At 63.2% G+C, this 13,673-nt stretch carries 14 protein-coding genes; all 14 read right to left on the reverse strand.

What is annotated here, in order from left to right; genetic code table 11:
* Window positions 1–35: 35 nt before the first annotated feature.
* Window positions 36–620, reverse strand: a complete 585-nt coding sequence (locus ACFSJC_RS13185) for a hypothetical protein (protein ID WP_386027382.1) — start codon at window positions 618–620, stop codon at window positions 36–38.
* The gene (gene gspM / locus ACFSJC_RS13190) at window positions 617–1,228 is read right to left on the reverse strand and encodes a type II secretion system protein GspM (protein WP_386027383.1); all 612 of its coding nucleotides are present in this window, start codon (window positions 1,226–1,228) and stop codon (window positions 617–619) included. Before gspM ends, ACFSJC_RS13185 begins: the two co-directional genes overlap by 4 nt.
* Window positions 1,225–2,334: a PilN domain-containing protein gene (locus ACFSJC_RS13195; RefSeq protein WP_386027384.1), complete on the reverse strand. Its 1,110-nt coding sequence runs from the start codon at window positions 2,332–2,334 to the stop codon at window positions 1,225–1,227. The genes gspM and ACFSJC_RS13195 overlap by 4 nt, the downstream gene beginning before the upstream one ends.
* Window positions 2,335–2,488: 154 nt before the next feature.
* Window positions 2,489–3,409, reverse strand: coding sequence for a type II secretion system minor pseudopilin (locus tag ACFSJC_RS13200; protein ID WP_386027385.1), 921 nt, complete (start codon window positions 3,407–3,409; stop codon window positions 2,489–2,491).
* Window position 3,410: 1 nt separating this feature from the next.
* Complete coding sequence (locus ACFSJC_RS13205) at window positions 3,411–4,115, reverse strand: prepilin-type N-terminal cleavage/methylation domain-containing protein (protein ID WP_386027386.1); 705 nt, start codon at window positions 4,113–4,115, stop codon at window positions 3,411–3,413.
* Between the two features lies 1 nt (window position 4,116).
* A complete protein-coding gene (locus ACFSJC_RS13210; protein WP_386027387.1) occupies window positions 4,117–4,509 on the reverse strand; it encodes a prepilin-type N-terminal cleavage/methylation domain-containing protein in 393 nt (130 codons plus the stop codon).
* Window positions 4,506–4,958, reverse strand: a complete 453-nt coding sequence (locus tag ACFSJC_RS13215) for a GspH/FimT family pseudopilin (RefSeq protein ID WP_386027388.1) — start codon at window positions 4,956–4,958, stop codon at window positions 4,506–4,508. The genes ACFSJC_RS13210 and ACFSJC_RS13215 overlap by 4 nt, the downstream gene beginning before the upstream one ends.
* A 21-nt stretch (window positions 4,959–4,979) precedes the next feature.
* Window positions 4,980–5,408 (reverse strand): type II secretion system major pseudopilin GspG, encoded by a 429-nt coding sequence (gspG, locus tag ACFSJC_RS13220; protein ID WP_007040891.1) that lies wholly within the window; start codon window positions 5,406–5,408, stop codon window positions 4,980–4,982.
* Between the two features lie 81 nt (window positions 5,409–5,489).
* Window positions 5,490–6,698, reverse strand: coding sequence for a type II secretion system F family protein (locus ACFSJC_RS13225; protein WP_386027389.1), 1,209 nt, complete (start codon window positions 6,696–6,698; stop codon window positions 5,490–5,492).
* 57 nt (window positions 6,699–6,755) lie between these two features.
* Entirely contained in the window at window positions 6,756–8,588 is a 1,833-nt protein-coding gene (gspE, locus tag ACFSJC_RS13230; protein ID WP_386027390.1) for a type II secretion system ATPase GspE, read from the reverse strand.
* 13 nt (window positions 8,589–8,601) lie between these two features.
* A complete protein-coding gene (locus ACFSJC_RS13235; protein WP_386027391.1) occupies window positions 8,602–10,494 on the reverse strand; it encodes a polysaccharide biosynthesis protein in 1,893 nt (630 codons plus the stop codon).
* Window positions 10,491–11,537, reverse strand: coding sequence for an MraY family glycosyltransferase (locus tag ACFSJC_RS13240; protein ID WP_386027392.1), 1,047 nt, complete (start codon window positions 11,535–11,537; stop codon window positions 10,491–10,493). Before ACFSJC_RS13240 ends, ACFSJC_RS13235 begins: the two co-directional genes overlap by 4 nt.
* Before the next feature lie 65 nt (window positions 11,538–11,602).
* Window positions 11,603–12,157, reverse strand: coding sequence for a DJ-1 family glyoxalase III (locus tag ACFSJC_RS13245; protein WP_386027393.1), 555 nt, complete (start codon window positions 12,155–12,157; stop codon window positions 11,603–11,605).
* A 124-nt stretch (window positions 12,158–12,281) separates the two neighbouring features.
* A complete protein-coding gene (locus ACFSJC_RS13250) occupies window positions 12,282–13,589 on the reverse strand; it encodes a S41 family peptidase (protein ID WP_386027421.1) in 1,308 nt (435 codons plus the stop codon).
* Window positions 13,590–13,673: the final 84 nt, after the last annotated feature.

Here is a 13,673-nt window from a genome sequence, read left to right on the forward strand (position 1 = left end):
TCGATTGATACGGTGCGTGAACGACGACCGACGGATCATCTACGGAGATTTGGAGCAGCGCGATCCGGACGGGGACGCTGCTTGGGGGGAACGCGCGCGGGCGCCGTCGGCGGCGCCTTGGAATAATCGCGCAATATTAGCGCATGCTCTTCACCCTGTCGCTCCATGAGCACCCGATCCTCCTGGATCTGTTGCACCGACCAGCCTGAATACTCATCGCCGATCCGTAGACGGACGAGCTTGGGCTGTCCGGGATCGCGAATCCATGCCGATACGACTGCGGGGCTGATGAGCACTGCGGTCAGATCGACCTTATCGAGTTCTGCGACGGTTTCAGGCGTTGAGGGTTGCTCGGGCGCTTCATCTTCCGGTGGAAGGGGGCGGCGATCGGGACGGAACAGCGGGCGTTCCAAAACGCTGGCATAGGTGTCCTTGTCCTCCAGGGATTTGAGCTGTTCCAGCGGAATGGGCTGGGAGGGTCCCGTGCTGCTGGGTTGCGCGGACTGGCCCGATCCGTCGCCGACCTTGGCTAGCGGGGCTGTTGGAGGCCAGGATTTCCACTGCAACGCCAGAACCGCGAGCAGCAGGAAGAGCAGGATACTTGGAATCAATTTGGTCAAGATTCGCCCCCCAGGGTGAACCCGAAGAGATCCAGTCTTACCGTCAACTCGTCGCGATTCATCGGCGGACGGCGCACGGGCCGATTCGGCCGGCTCTGATTGACAACGATCGGTCGGGCCGAGGATCGAATCGACATCCGCTCGACGAAGAGGAAGGGACGGGCCTGCTCGATCTGATAGAGGATGGACAGAAGCGCATCTGTCGAACCCTGGATCTGGGTGCGAACGCTGATTCTGGCCGGGGTCGACGCCCGTTCTTCGTTCAGCAGTTGCGTGCTGATCAGACGCCCCTGGGCCGTGTTGACGATATCCTGAACCAACGATTGCAACTGGGCACCCGCCAGGGATTGCGTGGGCGCGTTGAAATAGAAGGCCTTGTAGCTGTCGTTGTTGCGTACCTGTTGGAGTTCGGACTCCAGTGCCGGGCGCGAGTCCAGAAGTCGCTGATAGCGTACCAGCTGGTCCTCCGTGCCGGAGATGCGCCGATTCAGGTCGGCGTTTTTGGTCCACCAAGGAATCAGCGTCCCACCGAGGAGAGCCAGCACCAAAACGGCTGCGGCACCCCACGCGAGCAGACAGAATGCCTTGGGCTTGGAGATCGCGCTCATTGCGCCCGCTCCCCCGGTCCGGTGAATGTGAAGGTGATGTAGAAACGCTCCTTCCCCGTGCGCGCGACCTGGGTCACCGGGGATTTGAAGGAGACGCCATCGATGTCGGGAAGCTTCTCCAGAACGGCGATCAGTGCGGTGGCCTGTCCGGACTCGCCCCGGATATCCACCTGTCCATCGTTGAACTCGAGATTTTGAATCCAGGTATCGTCCGGCAAGCTGTCCGTGAGTTCGCGCAGCAGATCCAGAATCGGTGTCTGGTTGATCTTGCGTTTCAGCACCTCCGTGCTTCCTGCGCGCGCCTTCTCCAGCTCCTGACGCAATTCATCGACCGCAACGGCCTGGGTTCGAGCCTGCTTGAGGTCCGCTTCCAGCCCCTCGAGGATCCGCGACTTCTGCCAGATGGGCGTCATCATTGCGGCCAGGAACGCGAGGCCGACCAGGATCCAGAGCGCCAAACCGGCACTGAGATGCAATCGGCGACGGCGCGGCCTTTGATCGTGTGGAAGCAGGTTGGCGCGCGACCAGGCCCCGATCCAATGGATCTTGTCGACGGCGACTCCGAGCTCGGAGAGTCGCTGGATCCAGGGCTCCGCCAGGTCGCGGCGGCAGATCGCCAACTCCAGCGACACCCGATCGGTTCGTTTTGGATTCCCCTGAGGCTGAAAGTCGAACAGGACGTCCTTGGCCTGAAAGGGCGACAGACGATCCATTTCGTAGCCGATGACCTGGGAGAGATTGGTTCTGACCTGAGCCGGGAAGGACAGGGGTCTCAGCAGGATGGCCGCTTTCGGCAGCACGAGCTCGATCCGGATCGAGGGATCTTTAGCGAGCTCAGTGAAGACTGCGGGAAGCGTCGCCGGTCCGTTCAAGGCTACCTCGCCCAGTGTTTCGCGCTGCGGGCCGGCGATCAGGATCAGGCGTGCGAACTCACCCTCGACCTCGATCAGCAGACGCCGATGGCGGCGTGCCAGCGCCTTGCGGGCCACGCTCGGTAGACACTCCACGAGGCGCTCGCCGAGATCATCCGAAAAGGCGTTCGGCAGGGAAGCGCCCGTTCGGGAGAACCCGCCAACGAGCTGATTCAGGCGATCTGTGAGAGCCATGTCTAGGGTTGCAATCCAGTGGCTAGTGGTAGCCGGTGGTCATCCTGATGGGGTGAGTCTGAACGAGGGTTTGGTCCGAAAGATGGAAAAAGGACGATATTCAACCGATCTCACCCAGTGTAAATCGGAGGCTGCGTCCTAGGCCAGCCAGCCTTCATTCCGATGGAACGGCGATCGGCGCCGAGGGAGGCATGCCGTAACGTCGCCAATCGACGAAATAGGGAGGATTTCGACCAGGGTCGAGCTCGAACACGGCCTCCATGGCATGGCCGCGTCCACCTCCCGCGCCATCCTCGACCCGGATGCGATACACCGGGCCCCCGCGATTCCGAGTGGTCGGTGCCGTGGCTCCAGGCACCGTTGGCTGGTCGCGCTCGGCGACATCCTCGATGGCCTCTTCGAGCGAGATTCCTCGCAGGGTAGCCAGAACCGCCGGCGAGGCGAACGCCTCGTCGACCGCCCCGCTGGCGGTGACGGTCAGCTCTGGGGCCAGCCTGCGGTAGATCGCCTCCGTCATGCCCATGACCTGGCGCAGCTCCTCCACCGAATCGAAAGGGGCATCCTTGGCGCCGAGCGGCAGCCCGGCATTTTCGTAGTCATCGTCTTCCGCGCCGTTGAGTTGGGCCAGATCGTCCGCGTCGCGCCAATCGGCGATTGCGGCCGCGATCGAGGTCGCCTCTTCTTCCTGAACCCCGAGCACCTCCATGAGCGAGCGCAGCAGATCCGGCTGGGCATCGTTCAAGTTGATACGCGAGGACTCGTTCGACACGCGAAGGATCAGCGACTGGCCATCGAAATTCCAGGGTCTGGGAGCCCCGTTCGGTAGCCAGACGCTGGAACTGTCCTGCTGGTCCTCCGTCTCGGTGCTCGACGGCCGAGACATGAAGGACAGGGCCGCGTAGGCGATCGCCGCGTCGGCAAGCGTGCGGAAGCGCGCGGTGGCGACGGCGTTTTCGGTCAGTGCGGTTTCGGTGCGCTGGGTCGCCGTCATGCCGAGCGCCATGATGGTGAGCAGGGTCAGCACCCACATGACGAGCATCAGAGCGATTCCGCGCTGTCGGTCGGGACTCTTCATCTCATTGACGTCCTGGAACCGTGACATAGAGGTCCGGCCAGGTTTGGGAATGGGTCCAGAGCCGGATGCGGACCAGGGTCGGCCATTGCGTCTGTTTGAGCCAATCCTCATGCCAATGCGGCTCGCTGTCGCCGTCGGCGAGCCCATAATAGGCGATCCTGAGCACATCGACGTCTTCGAGCAGCTGGGTGCGTCCGAAGGCCCCGCCGCCGGCGTCCATATCGGTGGGGAAGCCGTCGAGCGACATGCCTCGGCCGCTTTGCAGCGGCTCCCAGGGCGGATAGTCGTCTCCCCCCTCAAGAACCTTCGGATGGTACAGCCAGCGGCTGAGCACCAGATTGCGCTTGGATCCCTCGCCTTCGAGCGAGAGACGCAGGACGTAGAGTCCGGGAATGCCGACGTGATCGGACAGCGGGGCCACGAATTCGATCCGCTCGGCATCGCCGTTGAAGAGCAGGATGGGCTCGGAGTCGAAGGTGGTCGAGATGATCCGCATCTGGCCGAGCGTCCGAGCCAGGAAGCCGTGAGCCAGCCTTAGATCCCCGGTGCGCAGCGCCACGGCGTCCACCGCCTCCCAGGCGCGCGATCCAAGACGCAAACCGGAGAAGAGCAGCAATGTGATGAGCCCGATGATGGCGAGCGCGATGAGCAGTTCGACCAAAGTGAAACCGCGCGATCGCAATCGAGCCGAGGCGACGGCGCGCATTTCAGAGCTTCTCGCCGAGACGCAGGGTCGAAAGCGTCAGATGACGTGCGCGTCCAGCGTCGTTCCAGAGGACGGTCGCATTGACGCGATAGAGCGTGGCGGGCGGATCGAGAAAGGCGTCTTCGTTGAACTCGACGCGCACGATGGTGACCTCCCAGTCGAATCCATCCTCCGAGCGGTCCGAGGTCGCGCCTTCGATCAGTGGGATATCGATTCCCGCGTCCTGCAGCAGCGACTCGGCGAGCGAGGCCGCCTGACTGTATTGCGATGTGGTGACGGCGGTCAGGGTGGCGCGCGAGAAGATCTGCATCAGGACGCCGAGCGAGATGGCCAGGATGGCGAAGGCCACCAGCACCTCCAACAGCGAGAAGCCTCGCTGAGCGCGCCCCCTCATTTCGTCTCCCAGGGCGTCAGTTGGATCCGGCCGGTAAGCCAGGTCACCCCGACCTGATAGCCGTGATCCTCATGCAGGATGAGGATTCGGCCACCGGTCGAGCTGCCGTCGGGAAAGAAACGGATCACCCCGCGCTGGTCGTCCAGCATCTCGCTGCTGGCCGCCTCCAACTGGATCATGAGGCCTTTGGGCAGTACCAGACTGCGGTATCCCTGAAGATCGAGCCGGTGATTCTCCAGATCGACGAGCAAGGCGGCATCCGTCCCCTGACGGATGGCCGTCTCTCTCGCAAGCCGCAGGGTCGCCGCAGTCCGCCGGGCGGCGGACTTCATTTCGAGGCCCGGCATGGCGGCGGAGAAGAGCGATGGAACCGCAGTCATCATGAGGGCCGCGATGGCCATTACGACCAGCAGTTCGACCAGGGTGAAGCCGCGGTTGGACCAGCGCACGTCAGGGCATCCCGGCGATCATCATTCCCAGCTCTTGACATCGGCGTTCTCGCCCTCGCCACCCTCGCGGTTGTCCGCGCCGAGCGACCAGATATCGAAGCTGCCGTGCTCGCCCGGGAAGCGGTACTGGAACTCGGTGCCCCAGGGATCCTTCGGCACCTCGCCCTTTTTCAAATAGGGTCCGTTCCAGTTGGACATGTTGCCCGGATTCTCGACCAGGGCCTTCAGTCCCTCGGACTCGGTCGGATAGCGGCCCAGCTCCAGACGGTAGAGATCGAGCGTCGAGGACAGATCGTCGATCTGCAGCTTGGCGGTCTTGGTTTTCGAGGTGCCGAGGAATTTCATCACTTGGGGACCGACCAGACCGGCCAGCAGACCCAGGATGGCCAATACGACGAGCAGTTCGACCAGAGTGAAACCCTTCGCGCGACGAGAGTGGTTGGAGCGCATCTTATTGCCTCGATATCCGTTGATTTTGGGCCGGCATTTTAGGGTGCCGGTCGTTGGCGGCCAAGCGATGGGACGATTGGATCAAAAGACCAGATCGTTCGCCCCAAGGATGGCCATGAGAATGGAAATGATGATGCCGGCGACGACGACGCCGAGACCGATGATGAGTATTGGCTCCAGCAGCGTCAGCATGCTTTGGACGCTGTTGCGGCTTTCCCGGTCGTAGATGGAGGCCACTTTGGCGAGCATGGCGTCCAGACTACCCGATTCCTCCCCGACGCGGATCATCTGCAGGGCCAGATCCGGGAGCACCTCCAGACGTGCGAGCGGGCCGGCGAGACCTCGGCCATGCTTGAGTTCCTCGCTCGCCTCGTTGAGGAGACCGAAGAGCTTGCGATTGGAGACCACCTCCTTGGCGAGGGTCAAGGCGTTGAGCAGCGGCAGGCCGTTCTTCAGCAGCGTCGAGAGCGTATGACACAGCCGCGCAGTCTCCATCTTCCAGATCAGATCGCCGAACATCGGAAGTTTCAGCACCTGTTCGTCGAAACGGTCGCGCACCCGTGGGTTCTGCAGCCAGCGCTCGATGAGCACGGCGATCAAGGCAACCGCGCACAGCATGGCCCACCAATAGTTGCGAAAGAGGTCTCCGGCCGCCACCACGATCTGGGTCGACAGCGGCAGGGCCGCGCCCATGTCGTCGAACAGGACGGTGAACTGTGGCACCACGAACACCAGCAGCATGATGACCGAAAGCCCGGAGACGAACAGTAGGATGGCGGGATAGACCAGCGCGGAGGTTACGGTCTGACGCAACTCGGCGACGCGTTCCAAGTAGTCGGCGAGACGGTCCAGCACCTGATCCAAGGCCCCACCGGCCTCTCCGGCCCGGACCATGTTGACGTAGAGCTTGGGGAACTGGCCGTCCTGGGCCTCCAGGGCGCTCGAAAAGGTCGCGCCGCCGCGTACCCGCTCCTGCAGATCGTTCAGGACCCGGACGATGTGCGATTCCTGAGTCAGGTCGATCAGAATCTGTAGCGAGCGGTCGAGCGTCATCCCGGCCTCCAGCAGGGTTGCCAGCTCGCGCGTGATGATCCCGGTTTCCTTCTGACTGAGTCGACGGCGACGGGTTCGACCGAGACGTGCCCGAAGTCCTCGGTTGGTGCGGGTCTCGATGGGGATCAGACCCTGTCCCTGGAGCTGGCGGATCAGGGTCGCCTCGTCGGCGACCTCGACCTCGCCCTCGACGGTCTCTCCGTCGAGTTTCACGGCCTTATAGAAGAACTTCGGCATCCCGCGTCTCTGGTGATGGGTGGCAACCGGGCAGGTGTGTTTCGACGATCATCCTCATCAATTGCCCTCGGCCACGCGCAACACCTCTTCGATGGTGGTTCGACCGTCGAGCGACTTACGCAATCCGTCCTGATACATGGTCACCATGCCCTCGGTCATGGCGATCTGGCGGATCTCTGTCGCGGTGGCATGAGCCAGCACGGCCTTGCGGATGCGATCCGACATGGTCAGCACCTCGGTGATGACCAATCGTCCGTGGTAGCCCGTGCCGTTGCAGGCGTCGCAGCCGACCGCGCGGAACAGCTCCAGTGGCTCGGAATCGGTGTGCATGTGCCCGAAGCGCTCGGCCAGCTCGCGGACCGCCGGATAGGGCGCGCGACAGTGCGGGCACAGACGGCGAACCAGGCGCTGCGCCAGGATGCCATTGATGGTTGAGGTGAGCAGATAATCCTCGACGCCCATGTCGAGCAGACGCGTGACCCCGCTGGCAGCGTCGTTGGTATGCAGCGTGGAGAGCACGATGTGGCCGGTCAGCGCAGACTGGACCGCGATGCGAGCCGTCTCCAGGTCGCGCATCTCGCCGACCATGATGATGTCCGGGTCTTGGCGCATGATGGCGCGCAGCGCCCCGGCGAAGGTCATGCCGATCGCAGACTTGACCTGGATCTGATTGATGCCGGGCAGCTGGTATTCGACCGGGTCCTCGACGGTGATGATCTTGCGCGCCTCGGTGTTGAGCCGGCTGAGCGCCGTGTAGAGCGTGGTGCTCTTGCCCGAGCCGGTCGGCCCGGTGACCAGGAGAATGCCGTAGGGGCGCTCCAGGATCTCGGCGAGGCTCTGACGTGGCGGACCATCGAAACCGAGCGCGTCCAGGTCGAAACGGATGCTTTCCTTATCCAGCAGGCGCATGACCACGCTCTCGCCGAACATGGTGGGGACGGTCGAAACACGCAGGTCGAGGTCCTTGCCCTGGATGCGGATCGGGATGCGGCCGTCCTGGGGCAGACGGCGCTCGGCGATGTTGAGTTTGGCCATGATCTTGACTCGCGAGATCACGGCCGCAGTGGAGCGTACCGGCGGAGCGTCGACCTCGTTGAGGATACCGTCGACCCGGTAGCGCACCTTCAGGACATCGGCGAAGGGCTCGACATGGATGTCCGAAGCGCGCGATTCCACCGCCTTCTGGATCAGCTGGTTGACCATACGGATCACCGGCGCCTCGCTGGCCAGATCCTTGAGGTGTTCGATGTCTTCCTCGTCGAAATCGCCGAACTCGGATTCGGCCTCCGCCGGTTCCTCCTCGACCTTTTCGTAAAGCTGCTCGATCGCCGATTCGATCTCGGTCGGCAGCCCCACCAGCGGAGAAACCGTCTTTCCGGCGGCCATGCCGATCGCGGCCAGGGCGTAGTTGTCGAGCGGATTGGCGATGGCGATTCGGATGGCGTCGTCGTCTTCGCTCAGCGGCAGGATCCGGGCGTCCTTGAGGAAGCGCAGCGAGAAGAGATCCTCGCGCACGGGCTCGCTCGGAAAGCCGCTCGGTTCGGCGAGCGGGATGTCCAGAATCTCCGAAATCGCGCGCGCCATGTCACGCTCCGAGATCAGACCCAGACGCACCAACATGGGGACGAGCGGATCGCCGGCGTCATCGGCCAGACGACGGGCGCGTCCGAGATCCCCCGCCGTGATCTTGCTCCGGTCCTGGAGGTGGGCGAGCACACGGGCCTCGGCAGAGCGCAGATCGTCTCCGGCCGAACGCTCATTGGAGGTGTCGATGTCCTCCATCGACCGTTCGGGCGATTCCTGTATCGTCTCGTCCGGTTCGTCGCGGAGGCCCCGAATGACGGGGGCGTCTTCGCTCAGAAGCGCATCTTGTGCGGGATTGGTATCCATGTTCGACCTTGGATCAGGCGTCTTCTGTGGTGAGTCCGGCGGAGTGGAGCGGTGGACGCTCTGGGTCCGGCTCCTTCGACCAGCATGGCAGCAAGCGGTTCAAGGCGAGGAGCATCGCCTCATGGTCGAACAGGTCGGCCGACGTCCGCAAGGCGTCCAGCCCCTCGGTGAGCTCGGTCCCCGATGGGCCATCGATGTGCCGCGCGGCTCGGATCTTGGGGTGACGCGTGGGAACCAGCTCCTCCGAGGCGTAAAAGAGCTCTTCGTAGAGCTTCTCGCCCGGGCGCAGACCGACGTACTGGATCGGGATGTCCTGATCGGGCTCGCGGCCCGAGAGCCGGATCATCTGTTCGGCAAGATAGCGGATCTTGATTGGCTCGCCCATGTCCAGCACGAAGATCTCGCCGCCGTCGCCGATCACGGCCGACTGCATGATGAGCTGGCAGGCCTCCGGGATGGTCATGAAGAAACGCTCGATGTCCGGATGGGTGACCGTGACGGGGCCGCCCTGCTCGATCTGACGTCGGAACAGGGGGACGACGCTTCCGGCCGAGCCCAGGACATTGCCGAAGCGCACCGTGATGAAGCGGCATTCCGAGCCCCCGTCCAAGGCCTGGCAGATGGATTCCGCGATGCGCTTGCTCGCCCCCATGACGTTGGCCGGATTGACCGCCTTGTCGGTCGAGATGAGGACGAAGCGCTCGCAGCCATGGACCGCTGCGGCTTCAGCGACGATCTGGGTCCCCATCACGTTGTTGCGGATCGCGGCCCGTAGCTGGTTCTCCAGCAGCGGAACATGCTTGTAGGCCGCCGCGTGGAAGACGATGACCGGACGTTCGGATTCGAACAGATTGCGAATCGCCCGTTCGTCGGTCACGTCGAGCAGGTGGCGGGAGAATTCAAGACCGGGTTGCGTCTCCAGTAGCTCCATTTCGATGCGATAGAGATTGAACTCCCCATGGTCGACCAGGATCAGTCGGGCCGGATCGCTGCGGGCGATCTGTCGCACCAGTTCGGAGCCGATCGAGCCGCCGGCACCCGTGATGAGGATCCGTTTACCGGCCAGGCCGGCGCGAATCTCGGGCCAATCGAGCCGGACGGGATCGCGTCCCAGCAAATCCTCGATCGACACCGGCCGCAACTGGCTCATGTCGAGCTGCCCGTTCATGAGCGCGCGCAGCTGAGGCAGGATGCGGAAGGGTAGACCGGTCTGCTCGCAGATCTCGACCAGACGGCGCATCTCGCAAGCCGTCGCGTTGGGCAGGGCCAACATCAGTAGATCGATGCCTTTTTCGCGAACGATTTCGGGAATCTTCGACGTCGAGCCAAGCACCGGCAGTCCCTGGACCTCGCTGCCCTGACGGCGCAGCTTGTCGTCGACGAAGCCGACGGGGAAATAGGCCCGATACGGATCGCGCATCATATCCCTGGCGAGCATGTCGCCATCGCGCCCGGCACCGATGATGAGTACCCGCTGACCGGAGGACAGATTGAGCCGATGGTCTTTCATCCATCGGTAAATCAGCCTTGGACCCGCCAGCATCATGAGTTGCAGCCCGAAATAGATGACGGGGACCGAGCGCGGGATATGGGTGGACCGGTCCACCAGGAAGAGCGCGACCACGATCAGCAGGGTGCCGGCCGACACGGCCTTGGTGATGCGAACCAGGTCCGGAAGCGATGCGAAGCGCCACACCCCCCGATAGAGACCGAAGATCCAGCACATGGATCCCTGAATCAGCAAGACCCAGGGTAAGGAGTGCCATGCGCTGGTGATGAACTGGGGCGGAATCTGGTCCAGATTGAACCTCAGCCAATAGGCGAGGAGCCAAGCGACCGGAATGCTGATGAAGTCGTGAGTGAAGGCGGCGGTGCGCGAACGCAGCCGATCGACGAGTGGATTCATGGTCGATCCAGTGCCGAACCAGGGGCGCAGGATCGCACCCGGAGATGGATGAGTAGGTAGATGACGGCCCAGGCTGCGATGAGCATCCATTGCTCCCGCTCGACGAGTCTGGGAGAGGCGACCGCGCAGGCGGCCGAGGCGGCCATCAGCACATAGGCGCGCAACAGGGTCTTGCGATGGGTCCAGCCGGACAGGACGAGGCGCTGATAATGGTGCGAGCGATGCGGCTCCCAGATGCGCTCGCGGCGCCAGGCTCGGGCCAACAGGGTCCAGGTCGCATCGACGATGAATGGCGAGAAGGCCAGCCAGGCGGTCCAGATCGGAAAGAGCGCGAGCTGGGCGCCCCACAGCGACAGACCCGCAGCCAGCAGACCGAGACTTGAGGATCCGACGTCGCCGAGGAAGATGGAGGCGGGAGGAAAGTTCAGGATCCCGAATCCGGCCGCCGCACCCGCGATGCAGAAGGCGACGAGCGCGAACTGCGGCTCGCCGCCGATCAACCCCAGGATACCGAACGCCGAGAATCCGAAGACCGCCATGCCGGCGGCAAGCCCGTCCATACCGTCCATGAAATTGTAGAGATTGATCATCCAGACCAGGTACAGCAAGGTCGCCGGGACCGCGACCCATAGGGGCCAGGAGATCCATGTCCCTGGCAGATCCAGATGACTCCATCCCATTCCGGCGAGCAACACTAGGACGGCCGCCAGCAGATGGACGACCAATCGTCCGGCCGCCGGAACCTCGCCCAGATCGTCGAGAAAGGAAACGCCCGCCACCATGAACAGGGCACCGCACAGCCAGAGAAGCTCGGGCGCGACCGGCTCCCAGAGGCCCAAGGCCAGGAGCGGAATGACCAAGCCGAAGAGCACGGCCAATCCTCCGGTTCGCGGAACCGGGTGCGAATGCAACGAGCGCGCGTTGGGGCGGTCCATGGGACCGCGCCGCGCCGCGCGGTCCGAGCAGAGCCAACGGGTCGCGGTTAGACTCGACAGCAGCGACATCGCCGGTGCGGCGATCAATATCCAAAGTGACGAGGTCATGGCGTCGGATCTGCGTTCCCGATCACCGAAAGAGAGGGGGTCATGACGGATTCGAGCCGCTCATCTCAGATGTTTCGAACCAGGTCGCGCTCGACGCTGTCGCGCGTAGTGCGCCCTTGCAGAATTTCGACGAGCTGAAGTGCGAAATCCATGGCGGTTCCCGGTCCGCGACCGGTCACGACCTTGCCATCGACCTCCACTGGTGCGTCGGTCAGTCGGGTTCCCGGCAGGTCGTCGGCCACCAAGGCTCCGGGGTAGGCGGTTGCGGTCCTGCCTTCGAGCAACCCCGTGGCGGCGAACACGCGGGGCGCAGCGCAGATGGCGGCGACATGGCGGTCCTGAGCCTGCTGGCGGCGCAGCAGATCGCAGACCCGAGAATCCTCCTGAAGGTTGGTCGCCCCGGGAAGTCCGCCCGGCAAGACGATCATGTCGAAGTCCTGATCCAGGACGGCGTCCAGGGTGGTGTCCGCGATCAGAACGGTTCCCCGGCTGGCCGTAACCGGCTCATCGGTCAGTCCTGCGGTGACGACATCGATCTCGGCGCGACGCAGTAGATCGATGATGGTCACGGCTTCGAGTTCTTCGCATCCCTGAGCGAGCGGAACGAGTACCTTTGGCATCGGATGTCTCCAAGTGGATCGCAATGGATGAGTTGAAGGGTGTCTGGTGGGCGGATCGCCGCTCGCGAAAACCCGCGTCAGCGGTCCGCTCGGGTCGGGCGACCCGAGCTCTATTGCGCACGGATCAGTCGGCCTTCGAGTGTCCGAGGATGGTCAACCCTTTGAGCACGTTGAGTGCCTCGGAGAGCTGTAAGTCTTCGATCGCCAGGGGTTTGGGTTCTTCCTCCCCGGATTTCGCCTCATCCGGCGCCTCTTCGTCGAGGTGACGCATCAGATCGGCCTCCTTGACGGGTTTCAGCGTGGCGTTTTCGATCGGCTTGAACTCGCCTGGCTGGAGAAGGATGTCCGGCTCGATGCCCTGTGCCTGGATGGAACGCCCCGACGGGGTGTAGTAGCGTGCGGTCGTCAACTTGAGCGCGGTGCTGTCGTCGATGGGAACGATCGTCTGCACCGAGCCCTTGCCGAAGGTTCGGGTGCCCATGATGATGGCCCGTTTTTGATCCTGCAACGCGCCGGCGACGATCTCCGAGGCCGAGGCGCTGCCGCCGTTCACCAGCACGACGAGAGGCGCGCCGTCGAGGATGTCATCCGGTCCGGCATCGAACTGCATCTTGCTGTTCTTCACCCGTCCCTGGGTATAAACGATGAGACCCTCGGTCAGGAAGGCGTCGCTGACGCCAACCGCGCCACTGAGTACGCCGCCCGGATTGTTGCGAAGGTCCAAAATCAGGCCCTTGAGCGGTCCCTCGTTGGACTTCTCCAGCGCGGTCAGGGCCTTCTGCATGTCGTCCGAGGTATGCGCCTGGAAGTTGGTCAGGCGAACATAGCCATATCCCGGTTCCAGCATGCGGCTCTTCACGCTCTCGACCTGAATGACCGCTCGCTCGATGCTGACGTCGAACGGAGACTGATTGCTGCCGCGCATGATGGTCAGTTGGATCTTGGTGCCGGGTTTGCCGCGCATCAGCTTGACCGACTCGTCGAGGCCCAATCCCTTGATCGGTTTGTCGTCGATGCGGATGATCAGATCTCCTGCCTGCAGACCCGCACGCTGTGCCGGCGTGTCGTCGATCGGGGCGATTACCTTGACGAAGCCATTTTCCAGTCCGACCTCGATTCCAAGCCCTCCGAACTCGCCGCTCGTTCCGACCTGGAGATCTCGATATGCGTCAGCGTCGAGATAGGACGAATGGGGATCGAGCCCGGATAGCATGCCTCGAATCGCACTCTCGATCAGCGTTTTATCATCGACCGGTTCGACATAATCGTCCTTGATTCGGCCGAAGACGTCTGCGAAGGAGCGCAGCTCTTCGAGTGGCAGATCGGCGTCCGCCTGAAGTTTGGCAGGCGTGGATTCTTCGGCATGGGAGAGGGGCAGCCCCGCCAACAGGAAGGCTGTGAGACAGAGGCGTTGGGCGAAATGACGACGCATCATGATGTTCTGGAATCTGTGCATGGGCTGTGAATGTGGGGCGAGTTCGCAGTCCCGGCACCATCCTGGATGGACCGATCGGCT

The sequence above is a fragment of the Thiorhodococcus fuscus genome (genome assembly GCF_042682685.1).
GTDB lineage: Bacteria > Pseudomonadota > Gammaproteobacteria > Chromatiales > Chromatiaceae > Imhoffiella > Imhoffiella fuscus.